This window comes from Paraburkholderia eburnea (assembly GCF_002917095.1).
Taxonomy (GTDB): domain Bacteria; phylum Pseudomonadota; class Gammaproteobacteria; order Burkholderiales; family Burkholderiaceae; genus Paraburkholderia; species Paraburkholderia eburnea.
In genome coordinates, this window is the sequence record NZ_PQGA01000026.1 from 17021 (window position 1) to 29689 (window position 12669).

Below are 12669 nucleotides of genomic sequence, written 5' to 3' on the forward strand. Positions count from 1 at the left end.
CACGCCGATGCAAGCGTCCTCTTCTCCCGCGTCGCAGCCGGACGGCCAGAGCCTGCTGAAGGCCTTCGCCGACTGGGCGCGCACCGACGGCCTCGTCTGGCTCTATCTCTTCAAGACCATCGCCGCCGCGCTCATCGCGCTCGGCGTGGCGATGAAGCTCGAACTGCCCTCGCCGCGCACCGCCATGACGACCGTGTTCATCGTGATGCAGCCGCAAAGCGGCCCGGTGTTCGCCAAGAGCTTTTACCGGCTGTGCGGCACGCTGGTCGGCCTTGTCGTGATGCTCGCGCTGATCGGCCTGTTCGCGCAGCAGCCCGAACTCTTCATCGCCACGACGGCGATGTGGGTCGGCATCTGCACGGCGGGCGCGGCGCGTAACCGCAATTTCCGCTCGTACGGTTTCGTGCTCGCGGGCTATACGGCGGCGCTGATCGGCATCCCGGCTTCGCAGCATCCCGACGGCGCGTTCATGTCGGCGATGACGCGCGTGGCGGAAATCTCGATCGGCATTCTGACTTCGGGCGTGGTGAGCGCGATCGTGTTTCCGCAATATACGGGCGAGCTGCTGCGCTCCACGGTGCGCCGCCGCTTTGCGTCGTTCGTCGACTATGTGTCGGCGTCGCTCGCCGGGCGCATCGACCGTTCGCAGATCGAGGCGACCAATGCGCGCTTCGTGGCCGATATCGTCGGTTTCGAGACAAGCCGCAGCAATGCCGTGTTCGAGACGCCCGATTCGCGGATGCGCTCGGGGCGTCTCGCGCGCCTGAACACCGAGTTCATGGCGGTGTCGACGCGTTTTCACGCGCTGCACCAACTGATGAACCGTCTGCGCAGCGACGGCTCGACGATGACAGTCGATGCGCTCGAACCGTATTTCCGCGAGATCGCGCCGCTGTTCGAGAACGCCGGCGAGCGCGTGCTCACCGCTGCCGACGCGGCACACGCATCGGCGCAGCTCTCGCAGTACCGCGCGGCGCTGCCCAGGCGCGTGCGCGAGACGCGCGCGCAACTCAAGGCGGCGCTGACCGGGAACGACCCCACGGACACCGCCGCCCTCGCCCACAAGGCCGCGCGCCTGCTCGACTTCGACACCGCGACCGAACTCTTCTACCGCTTCGTGCACGAGATGAACGAGTACACGGCGACCTACGCGTCGCTCGCCGTCGATACGCACTCGCGCGAGAAGTGGATCGCCCGCTACGTGCCGAAGACCAACATGGTCGCGGCGAGCGTGCAAGGCGTGCGCGCCGCCATCGTCATGGGCTTGCTGGGCGCGTTCTGGATCGCGACGGCCTGGCCGAGCGGCACGACTCTGGTGCTCACCGCCGCCGCCACCTGCGCGCTGGCCTCGGCGTCGCCGCAGCCCACGCGCATGGCGAGCCAGATGGCGATCGGCACGGCGCTCGCGTCCCTCGTCGGCCTGATCCTCACGTTCGGCGTGTTTCCGCATATCGACGGCTTTCCGATGCTGTGCGTCGCGCTCGCGCCGGCGCTCGCGCTGGGCACCTTCATCACGACGCGGCCGAAGTACGTCGGCATCGGCGTGGGCTATTGCATCTTCCTGTGCTTCCTCGCGGGCCCGGACAATCTGATCCAGTACGACCCGACCAGTTATATCAACGACGCCATCGCGCTGGTCATGGCGATGATCGTCTCGGCGGCGGCCTTCGCCGTGCTGCTGCCGCCCTCGACGCCGTGGCTGCGCAACCGGCTGCTCGCCAACCTGCGCGGCCAGGCCGTCCACGCCTGCCGCTCCCGCCTGCAGGGGCTGCCGGGCATCAAGGGCGGCGCGGGCCTGCGCAACCGCTTCGAAAGCGGCGCGCGCGATCTGATGTTCCAGCTCAACGCGCTCGCGGGCCATGACGAGACGTGGCGCCAGGACACGCTGCGCTGGATGTTCGCGACGCTCGAAATCGGCAATGCCGCGATCGATCTGCGCGAGGAACTGGCTTCGCTGCCCAGCCATCCGCGCTTTGCAAAAGCCGCGCCGTGGCGCGCGCAGACCGCCGCGACGCTCAAGAGCGTGGCTGCGCTGTTCGAACACCCGGACGCGCGCCGCCACGCCGCCGCGCTCGCGACGACCACGGCCGCGATCGGCGCCGCGCAGGTCGTGCTCGAAGACGTGCTGCGCGAGGATGCGCCGCGCGAAGAGCGGCATCCGCTGCAGCGCTGCCTGAGCCATCTGCATTTCATCCGCACCGCGCTCATCGACCCGCAGTCGCCGTTCGCGGCCTATGCGGCGACCGGCGCCGGCGCGGATACGAACCACCCGTCGGGCAAGCGCCCCGGCGACACGCAAGGAGCGAACCATGCCTCGTGACGTGGCGTTTCTGGACGCCTACATTCCGGCGATCGTGCTGCTGTTCATTCTGGGCGCGGCGCTCACCTGGGTGCTCGATTCCGTGCTGGCCAGAACCGGCCTGTATCGCATCGTGTGGCACCCGTCCCTGTTTCGCGTGAGTCTGCTCGTGGTCGTGTGCTGCGTGCTCGGGCTTGCCGTCTATCGTTGAAATTTGCGTTGAATTTGCGCTGAACCTGCGTTGAACCGGTCTGGAAGAATCATGACTATCCGAAACATTATTGGCTTTATCGCGACGGCGATCATTTTCGTCGTCGCCATCCTGGTCGGCCGCGCGCTGTGGTTCCACTACATGGACGAGCCGTGGACGCGCGACGGCCGCGTGCGCGCCGAAGTGGTCAACATCGCCCCCGATGTCTCCGGCGCGGTGGTCGAACTGCCCGTGAAGGACAACCAGTTCGTGCACAAGGGCGACCTGCTGATGCAGATCGACCCGTCGCACTACCAGATCGCCGTCGAACAGGCCGAGGCCGCCGTGGCCGCGCGCAAGGCGGAACTGACCATGAGGCTGGACGACGCACGCCGCCGCGCCGACATGGACAGCCTCGTGGTCTCGCAGGAAAACCGCGAAAACGCCTCGCACACCGCGAATTCGGCGCAGGCGCAGTATCAGCAGGCCGTCGCCGCGCTGGACGCCGCCAAACTCAACCTCGACCGCACACGCGTGATCTCGCCGGTGGACGGTTACATCACCAACCTGCAGGTGTTCAAGGGCGACTACGCGATCGCCGGCCAGGCGAAGCTCGCCGTGGTGGACAGCCACTCGTTCTGGGTCTATGGCTACTTCGAGGAAACCAAGCTGCCGCACGTCCAGGTGGGCAACAAGGCCGACATCAAGCTGATGAGCGGCGGCACGCTCGAAGGCCACGTGGAAAGCATCTCGCGCGGCATCTACGACCGCGACAATCCGCAAAGCCGCGAACTGCTCGCCGACGTGAACCCCACGTTCAACTGGGTGCGCCTCGCGCAGCGCGTGCCGGTGCGCATTCACATCGACAAGGTGCCGGACGGCATGATTCTGTCGGCGGGCACGACCTGCACGGTGGTGGTCAAGCCGGGCGCATGAGGTTGCCGGGCACACGCCCATACCCGCTTCACCGACGATGGATGAGCAACAAAGAGCGCCTGCGGGCGCTCTTTTTTTGCGCGCTTGCCCACAGGGTTCCCGACCTGTCCAACGTTGCTTCGACGCATATTCCAGGCATGGACCTACAGAGGCTGTCAGGACTCTACCAGGCATTGTCAGATACTCGGCCATACCGTCCTGCGCATTGATTTACATCAACGCGAGAGCCGCGCACACCCAGGACTATTCCGACTCTACTGTCCTTCGCCAAGTGAATCGCGTGAGCTTTCTCTACGAGCACGTTCCCCAAGTCTTCGCGCGCTACGTGCGCGCGCCGACAGGCACAAGCACGCGCGCCCAGGCAACGCCGCGCATCGTCGTGCTTGGCATCGGCAACAAGCAATGGGGTGACGCCGGCTTCGGCATGCGTGCGATCGAGCGCCTGAAGGCCGGCTGGCAATGCGCGCCGCACGTCGAGTTCGTCGCGGGCGGCATCGAAGGGCGCACGCTCCTGCCGCTGGTGGAAGCGGCGCGGCGCATGATCGTCTTCAATGCCGCCGATTTCGGCTGCGCCCCCGGCACGCTCTGCGTGCGCGAAGGCGACGACGCCATCCGCCACCTGGGCACGCACCCGGTCAATCTGCATCAGATGGATTTCGCCGATACCTTCGCCTGCGCCCAGCTCAAGGACCGCTATCCGCGCGAACTGGTGCTGATCGGCGTCCAGCCGCTCGCCCTCGACCACTACGGCACGGGCCTGCGCCCCGCCGTGAGCGCGCAACTCGATCCGGCCATCGCGATCGCCTGCCGCTGGCTGCGGCGCTGGCACGCGCGGCCGCGTCCGCGCCCGCCCGGCGAGACCACGCGAGCCGGCGAAGACGGCCCGGCCACGGCGCGTTAAGCCACACACACCACACACGCTGCACACGCGGGCGGCAGGCAACCCGAAAGAACCCGCGGGTTCGCCCGCGTTGCCCGCCGCCGTTGCGCTGCACTATCCTCGACTCTCCAGACAGCACGGGAGGATGGACGTCATGCGCTACCGCGACTTTCACCGCGAGTCGATCGAACACCCCGAGGACTTCTGGGGTCGCGAAGCCGCGCGCATCCATTGGGAAACGCCGTTCGACACCGTGCTCGACCGCTCCAATCCTCCCTTTGTGCGCTGGTTCGCGGGCGGACGCACCAATCTCTGTTTCAACGCCGTCGATCGCCATCTGGCGACGCGCGCCCAGCAGAACGCGCTCGTCTACGTCTCGACCGAAACCGGCATCGAGCGCCGCTACACCTACGCCGATCTGCACGCCGAGGTCAACCGCATGGCCGCCGTGATGCGCTCGCTGGGCGTCAAACGCGGCGAGCGCGTGCTGATCTATCTGCCGATGATTCCCGAAGCCGTGTTCGCGATGCTCGCCTGCGCGCGGCTGGGCGCGATCCATTCGGTCGTGTTCGGCGGATTCGCGGCGCCGAGCCTCGCCGCGCGCATCGACGATGCGAAGCCCGTGCTGCTGGTGGCCGCCGACGCGGGCGCGCGCGGCGGCAAGGTGATCGACTACACGCCGCTGGTGGACGAAGCGATGGCGCGCGCGCAATTCGCTCCGCCCAAAGTGCTGCTGATCGACCGCCAGCTCGCACCCGAGCGGCTCGCGGCGCCCTATCTGGTGGACTACGAACCGTTGCGCGAGCAGTACCACGACGCCCATGTGCCCTGCGAATGGCTCGAATCGAACGAGCCGTCGTACATCCTCTACACCTCGGGCACGACCGGCAAACCGAAGGGCGTGCAGCGCGACGTGGGCGGCTACGCGGTGGCGCTCGCGGCATCGATGGAATACATCTTCGAGGGCTGCGCGGGCGACACGATGTTCACGGCGTCCGATATCGGCTGGGTCGTCGGGCATAGCTACATCATCTATGCACCGCTGCTCGCGGGCATGACCACGGTGATGTACGAAGGCACGCCGGTGCGCCCCGACGGCGGCATCTGGTGGCGTCTCGTCGAGCACCACAGGATCAATCTGATGTTCACCGCGCCCACGGCGATCCGCGTGCTCAAGAAGCAGGACCCGGCGCTGCTGCACGCCGCCGATCTCTCCAGCCTGCGCACACTGTTCCTCGCGGGCGAGCCGCTCGACGAGCCGACCGCCACGTGGATTTCGGACGCGCTCGGCAAGCCCGTCGTCGACAACTACTGGCAGACCGAAACGGGCTGGCCGATGCTCGCGATCCAGCGCGGCGTGGAGGACCTGCCGCCCAAGCCCGGCTCGCCGGGCGTGCCCTGCTACGGCTACGACCTCGTGCTGCGCGACGAACATACGGGTCAGCCATGCCCGAGCGGCACGAAAGGCGTCATCACGCTCGGCTATCCGTTGCCGCCGGGCTGCATGCAAACCGTCTGGGGCGACGACGCGCGCTTCGTGAAGACGTACTGGGAAAGCGTGCCGGGGCAGCAGGTCTATTCGACCTTCGACTGGGGCGTGCAGGATGAAAACGGCTACGTGACGATCCTCGGGCGCACCGACGACGTCATCAACGTGGCGGGGCATCGGCTGGGCACGCGCGAGATCGAGGAAGCGATTTCCTCCCATGCTTCGGTCGCGGAAGTGGCCGTCGTGGGGGTGGACGACGCGGTGAAGGGTCAGGCGGCGCTCGCCTTCGTGGTGCTGCGCGACGCCGCGGCGGCCGCCGATCCGCAGGCGGCCACGCAACTCGCCGCCGCGATTGCGGCCACGGTGGACCGCCAGCTTGGCGCGATCGGCCGGCCAGCGCGCGTGCATTTCGTGCCGATGCTGCCGAAGACGCGCTCGGGCAAGCTGCTGCGGCGCGCCATCGCGGCGCTCGCCGAAGGCCGCGACCCCGGCGACCTGCCGACTATCGAGGACGCCGGCGCGCTGCAATCGATTCGCGAGGCCGTGAAGGCCGCGCGCAAGGCCTGAAGCCCGCGCGGATCAGCGCGCGCCGTACGCGGCCAGGAACTGGCGCAGGATGCCGGTGGAATACGTGCCGGCGATATCGACGAGGAACGACGAGAACGACGCGCTCGCGTGCTCGTCGGCGGTATCGGAGATCGTGCGCACGACGGCGCACGGCACGCCGTACTCGTAACAGAGCTGGGCGAGCGCGGCGCCTTCCATCTCCACGGCCAGCGCGTCGGGCAACGCGGCGCGCAGCGCGCCCACCGCCGCCGCGCTCGCCACGAACTGGTCGCCGCTGATCACGAGACCCCGGTGCACGCGCGGCAACGCGTGTTCCAGACGCGGCAGCGCGCCCTTGAAGCGAGCCGCGAGCGCCACGCCCTCCTGCGCGACGAAGCGCTCGCACGCGGCCGTGAGCGCAGCGGCGAGCGAGCGGTCGGCGTCGAAACGCGCGCGGCCGAGCAGCGGAATCTCGTGGCGCGGGAACAGCGGTTCGGCGTTCATGTCGTGCTGGAGCAGCGTCTCGCCCACCACCACGTCGCCCACGTGCACGTTCTCGCCCACGCCGCCGGCGACGCCCGTGAAGACGATCGCCTCGACATCGAAGACGTGAATCAGCGCGCTGGCCGTCGCCGCGGCGGCCACCTTGCCGACGCGCGCGAGCGTCACGACGCAAGGCACGCCATGCACCGTGCCGAGGTGATAGTCGCGCTGCCCGAAGGTGCGCGTTTGAACGCCCGATTCGGCCTGCATCGCCGCGATCAGGTCGCCGAGTTCCTGCGGCAGCGCCGCGAGCACGCCGAGCGGGCGCGTGTTGCTAGTCATCGTGTGGATTCCCCGCGTATTGACTGGTATTGGCCCGCATCGGCCTACATCGAGCACGTGTCGTTCAATCGACCGCCTGCAGCTTCGCCACCGCCAGCGCGAGCCACTTTTCGCCGTGACGCTTGAAGCGCACCTGCGCCTTGGCGTCGGTGCCGCTGCCTTCGAGCGCCGTGATCTTGCCTTCGCCGAACTTCGTGTGGAACACGTCCTGGCCCACGCGGAAGCCCGCTTCGGCGGCGCGCTGCTCGTTGGCGAAATTCGGCAGCGGCGTCTTGTCGGCCACATAGGCGTCGCGCTCGCGCGAGCCACCGCTGTTACCACCACCGCCATTGCCGCCGCGCGAGAACCAGTCGCGGCCCCAGCCGGCGTTGTCCGAACGGCCGCCCCAGCGCGCGCCCGCTTCGACCTTCGGCGTGAGCCACTTGAGCGTTTCCGTCGGCAGCTCGTCGAAAAAGCGCGAGCGCACGTTGTAGCGCGTCTGGCCATGCAGCAGGCGGCTTTGCGCGAACGACAGATAGAGCCGCTCCTTCGCGCGCGTGATCGCCACGTACATCAGGCGGCGCTCTTCTTCGAGTCCATCGGCTTCCATCGCGCTGTTCTCATGCGGAAACAGCCCTTCTTCAAGCCCGGTGATGAACACCGCCGAAAATTCCAGCCCCTTGGCCGCGTGCACGGTCATCAGTTGAACCGCGTCCTGGCCCGCCTGCGCCTGGTTGTCGCCCGCTTCGAGCGAGGCGTGCGAGAGGAAGCCCGCGAGCGGCGTCATGACGTCGGGGTTCTGCGCGGGATCGGTGAGCGTGGGCGCGTCGAGCACTTCGATCTCGCCGTCCTGCGAGACGATCTCGGGCGCGTTCGACGCGCCGGGCCGCAGCGGAATCGAGCGCGCCGGCGTGTCCATGCCGTAGCCCTGCTCGCTCACAAACGCCGTGGCCGCATTCACGAGTTCCTGCAAGTTCTCCAGACGATCCTGGCCCTCGCGCTCGCCTTGATAGAACTCGGCGAGACCGCTCAGGCGCACCGTGTACTCGACGGTTTCCGGCAGGCTCAGCTGCGCGGTTTCGGCGCGCATCTTCGCGACCAGATTGGCGAACGAACCGAGCGTCGTGCCCGCCTTGCCCGTGACATAGGGAATCGCCGCCGCCATCGAGCAGTTGTAGAGCCGCGCCGCGTCCGCCAGTTGCTCGATCGAGCGCGCACCGATGCCGCGCGCCGGGAAGTTCACCACGCGCGAGAACGCCGTGTCGTCGTTCGGGTTGTCGATCAGGCGCAGATAGGCGAGCGCGTGCTTGACTTCCTGACGCTCGAAAAAGCGCAGACCGCCGTACACCTTGTACGGAATGCCGCCGTTGACGAGCGTGTGCTCGATCGTGCGCGACTGCGCGTTGCTGCGGTAAAGAATGGCGATCTCGTGACGCGCCATCCCCTGCGCGATCAGCGCGCGGATTTCCTCGACGATAAAGCCCGCTTCCTGCGAATCGGTCGCGGCCTCGTAGACGCGCACCGGCTCGCCGTGGCCCGCATCGGTGCGCAGATTCTTGCCCAGACGCCGCGAGTTATGCGCGATCAGGTGGTTCGCGGTATCGAGAATATGGCCGTGCGAGCGGTAATTCTGCTCCAGCTTGATCATGTGCTTGACGCGGAACTCGTTCTCGAAGTCGCGCATGTTGCCGACGTTCGCGCCGCGGAACGCATAGATCGACTGGTCGTCGTCGCCCACCGCGAAGATCGCGTTGCCCTCGCCCGCCAGCAGCTTGAGCCACGCATACTGGAGCTTGTTGGTGTCCTGGAACTCGTCCACCAGAATGTCGCGAAAGCGCGCCTGGTAATGCGCGCGCAGCGGCGGATTATGGGCGAGCAGTTCGTAGCAGCGCAGCAGCAGTTCGGCGAAATCGACCACGCCTTCGCGCTGGCACTGCTGGTCGTACGCTTCGTAAAGCTCGACGAACTTGCGGTTGAAGTTGTCGGTGACGTCGACGTCCTTCGGCCGCAGCCCCTGTTCCTTCGCGTTGTTGATGAAGTACTGGAGGTTCTTCGGCGGGTATTTTTCGTCATCGACGTTCAGGCCCTTCATCAGGCGCTTGATCGCCGAAAGCTGGTCGGCCGTGTCGAGAATCTGGAACGTCTGCGGCAGGCCCGCGTCGCGGTAATGCGCGCGCAGCATGCGGTTGCACAGGCCGTGGAAGGTGCCGATCCACATGCCGCGCGTGTCGATGGGCATCATCGCCTGGAGGCGGCTCATCATTTCGCGCGCGGCCTTGTTCGTGAAGGTCACGGCGAGGATCGTCATCGGCGAGGCGAGACCCTGCTGGATCAGCCACGCGATGCGCGTGATCAGCACGCGCGTCTTGCCGCTGCCGGCGCCGGCCAGAATGAGTGCCGGTTCGTTGGGCAAGGTAACGGCGGCGTGTTGTTCGGGGTTCAGATTGGCGAGCAATTCGGGCATGGGGCGGCGGACTTCGTGTGGGGCTGCGGAGTAGACCGTCATTATAAATGCCGATGGCCGATCGCCCGGCATGGGGTCCGCGCGTTCCCGAGAACCGGTGCGCGGCCCGGCGGGGTAGCGCTTGCCCTTATAATCAATCGTTTTACGCATCCTTTTTTCGGCAGATTCCACCCATGAGCGACAGCACGCTAGCGAAAAGCTTCGAGCCCCAGACCATCGAGGCCCATTGGGGCCCCGAGTGGGAGCGTCGAGGCTACGCCGCCGCGACCTTCGAGCCCGGCCGCAAGAACTTCTCGATCCAGTTGCCGCCGCCCAACGTCACCGGCACGCTGCACATGGGGCACGCGTTCAACCAGACGATCATGGACAGCCTCACGCGCTATCACCGCATGCTCGGCGAGAACACGCTGTGGGTGCCGGGCACCGACCACGCGGGCATCGCCACGCAGATCGTGGTGGAGCGCCAGCTCGACGCGCAGAAAATTTCGCGCCACGACCTCGGCCGCGAAAAATTCGTCGAACGCGTGTGGGAATGGAAGCAGCAGTCGGGCTCGACCATCACGGGCCAGGTGCGCCGTATCGGCGCCTCGATCGACTGGTCGCGCGAATACTTCACGATGGACGACAAGATGTCGACCGCCGTGCGCGACGTGTTCGTGCGCCTCTATGAACAGGGCCTGATCTATCGCGGCAAGCGCCTCGTGAACTGGGATCCGGTGCTGCTGACCGCGGTGTCCGACCTGGAAGTGGCGAGCGAAGAAGAAAACGGCCATCTCTGGCATCTGCGCTATCCGCTCGCGGACGGCACGGCCACGCTGACCGTCGCCACGACGCGCCCGGAAACCATGCTCGGCGACACGGCCGTGATGGTGCACCCGGAAGACGAGCGCTACGCGCACCTGATCGGCAAGATGGTCAAGCTGCCGCTGACGGACCGCGAAATCCCCGTGATCGCCGACGAATACGTGGACCGCGAATTCGGCACGGGCGTCGTCAAGGTCACGCCCGCGCACGACTTCAACGACTACCAGGTGGGCCAGCGCCACGGCCTGCCGATGATCGAGATCCTCACGCTCGACGCGAAGATCAACGACAACGCGCCGGAAAAATACCGCGGCCTCGACCGCTTCGAGGCGCGCAAGCAGGTGGTCGCCGACTTCGAGGCGCTGGGCCTGCTGGATTCGGTGCAGCCGCACAAGCTGATGGTGCCGCGCGGCGACCGCACGGGTGTCGTGATCGAGCCGATGCTCACCGACCAGTGGTTCGTGGCGATGACCAAGGCCGCGCCGGAAGGCACCTTCAATCCGGGCAAGTCGATCACCGAAACCGCGCTCGACGTGGTCCGCAACGGCCAGATCAAGTTCGTGCCGGAAAACTGGACCACGACCTATAACCAGTGGCTCGAAAACATCCAGGACTGGTGCATCTCGCGCCAGCTCTGGTGGGGCCACCAGATTCCGGCGTGGTACGGCGAAAACGGCGAGATCTTCGTCGCGAAGAACGAGGAAGACGCGCGCGCGCAAGCCGACGCCAAGGGTTACACCGGCGCATTGAAGCGCGACGAAGACGTGCTCGATACGTGGTTCTCGTCGGCGCTCGTGCCGTTCTCGTCGCTCGGCTGGCCGGCTGAAACGCCGGAGCTGAAGGCGTTCCTGCCCTCTTCCGTGCTGGTCACGGGCTTCGACATCATCTTCTTCTGGGTGGCGCGCATGGTCATGATGACCACGCACTTCACCGGCAAGGTGCCGTTCGAAACGGTCTACGTGCACGGCCTCGTGCGCGACGCCGAAGGCCAGAAAATGTCGAAGAGCAAGGGCAACACGCTCGACCCGATCGACATCGTCGACGGCATCGACCTGGAAACGCTGGTCGGCAAGCGCACCACGGGCCTCATGAACCCGAAGCAGGCCGCGACCATCGAGAAGAAAACCCGCAAGGAATTCCCGGAAGGCATTCCCGCCTTCGGCACCGACGCGCTGCGCTTCACGATGGCGTCGATGGCCACGCTCGGCCGCAACGTCAACTTCGACCTGGCGCGCTGCGAAGGCTATCGCAACTTCTGCAACAAGCTCTGGAACGCCACGCGTTTCGTGCTGATGAACTGCGAAGGCCACGACTGCGGGTTCAGCAAGCCGGGCGACTGCCAGCCGGGCGATTGCGGCCCCGGCGGCTACACCGACTTCTCGCAGGCCGACCGCTGGATCGTGTCGCTGCTCCAGCGCGTGGAAGCCGACGTCGCCAAGGGTTTTGCCGACTATCGTCTCGACAATGTGGCCAATGCCATTTACAAGTTCGTCTGGGATGAATACTGTGACTGGTATCTGGAACTGGCCAAGGTACAGATCCAGACCGGCACGCCGGAGCAGCAGCGCGCCACGCGCCGCACGCTGCTGCGCGTGCTGGAAACCGTCCTGCGCCTCGCGCATCCGGTGATTCCGTTCATCACCGAAGCGCTGTGGCAAAAGGTGGCGCCGCTGACCGACGCTTACCCCGCAGGCAAGGCCGAAGGCGAAGCATCGATCATGGTGCAGCCGTACCCGGTCGCCGAACAAAAGAAGATCGACGAGTCCGCCGAACAGTGGGCCACGGATTTGAAGGCCGTGATCGACGCATGCCGCAACCTGCGCGGCGAGATGAACCTCTCGCCGGCCACCAAGGTGCCGCTGCTGGTCACGGGCAATGCCGAGCGTCTTCAGTCGTTCGCGCCCTATGCAAAGGCGCTCGCGAAGCTCTCGGAAGTCCAGGTGATCGCCGACGAAGCAGCGCTCGACGCGGCCTCGGCAGGCGCGCCGGTTGCTATCGTAGGGACGGACAAGCTGGTGCTGAAGGTCGAAATCGACGTGGCAGCCGAGCGGGAACGCCTCTCGAAAGAGATTGCCCGATTGTCGAATGAGGTGACGAAGTGCAATGCAAAGCTAAGTAATGACAGCTTTGTCGCAAAAGCGCCGCCTGCAGTCGTTGAGCAAGAGCAGAAAAGACTGGCAGAATTCGAGGCAACGCTGGGCAAGCTGACCGCGCAACTCGCGCGGCTGCCTGCCTGAATCGGCTAAGGTAAGGTCCG

The 12669-nt window shown here is 66.4% G+C and carries 8 protein-coding genes; 6 read left to right on the plus strand and 2 right to left on the minus strand.

Annotated elements, in window-relative coordinates; genetic code table 11:
- Window positions 1-7: 7 nt before the first annotated feature.
- The 5 genes from B0G62_RS27885 to B0G62_RS27905 all read left to right on the plus strand — a co-directional run bounded on the left by B0G62_RS27885 (window position 8) and on the right by B0G62_RS27905 (window position 6361).
- A complete protein-coding gene (locus B0G62_RS27885; RefSeq protein WP_103707407.1) occupies window positions 8-2320 on the plus strand; it encodes an FUSC family protein in 2313 nt (770 codons plus the stop codon).
- Entirely contained in the window at window positions 2310-2510 is a 201-nt protein-coding gene (locus B0G62_RS27890; protein ID WP_043286650.1) for a DUF1656 domain-containing protein, read from the plus strand. The genes B0G62_RS27885 and B0G62_RS27890 overlap by 11 nt, the downstream gene beginning before the upstream one ends.
- 51 nt (window positions 2511-2561) lie before the next feature.
- Window positions 2562-3425: an efflux RND transporter periplasmic adaptor subunit gene (locus B0G62_RS27895; protein ID WP_103707408.1), complete on the plus strand. Its 864-nt coding sequence runs from the start codon at window positions 2562-2564 to the stop codon at window positions 3423-3425.
- A 280-nt stretch (window positions 3426-3705) separates the two neighbouring features.
- On the plus strand, window positions 3706-4326 hold the full coding sequence (locus tag B0G62_RS27900; protein ID WP_167401358.1) for a HyaD/HybD family hydrogenase maturation endopeptidase: 621 nt from the start codon (window positions 3706-3708) through the stop codon (window positions 4324-4326).
- 88 nt (window positions 4327-4414) lie between these two features.
- Window positions 4415-6361, plus strand: coding sequence for a propionate--CoA ligase (locus B0G62_RS27905; RefSeq protein WP_279629775.1), 1947 nt, complete (start codon window positions 4415-4417; stop codon window positions 6359-6361).
- Between the two features lie 12 nt (window positions 6362-6373).
- Here the strand turns inward: B0G62_RS27905 and B0G62_RS27910 are convergent, their stop codons facing one another.
- Window positions 6374-7165 carry a 5'-methylthioadenosine/adenosylhomocysteine nucleosidase gene (locus tag B0G62_RS27910; protein WP_103707411.1) on the minus strand — a complete coding sequence of 264 codons (792 nt, stop codon included), beginning with the start codon at window positions 7163-7165 and terminating at the stop codon, window positions 6374-6376.
- A gap of 64 nt (window positions 7166-7229) precedes the next feature.
- Window positions 7230-9608, minus strand: a complete 2379-nt coding sequence (locus B0G62_RS27915) for a UvrD-helicase domain-containing protein (RefSeq protein WP_103707412.1) — start codon at window positions 9606-9608, stop codon at window positions 7230-7232.
- A gap of 173 nt (window positions 9609-9781) precedes the next feature.
- On the opposite strand from B0G62_RS27915, the gene B0G62_RS27920 reads away from it, so the two are divergent.
- The gene (locus tag B0G62_RS27920; protein WP_103707413.1) at window positions 9782-12649 is read left to right on the plus strand and encodes a valine--tRNA ligase; all 2868 of its coding nucleotides are present in this window, start codon (window positions 9782-9784) and stop codon (window positions 12647-12649) included.
- Window positions 12650-12669 lie beyond the last annotated feature (20 nt).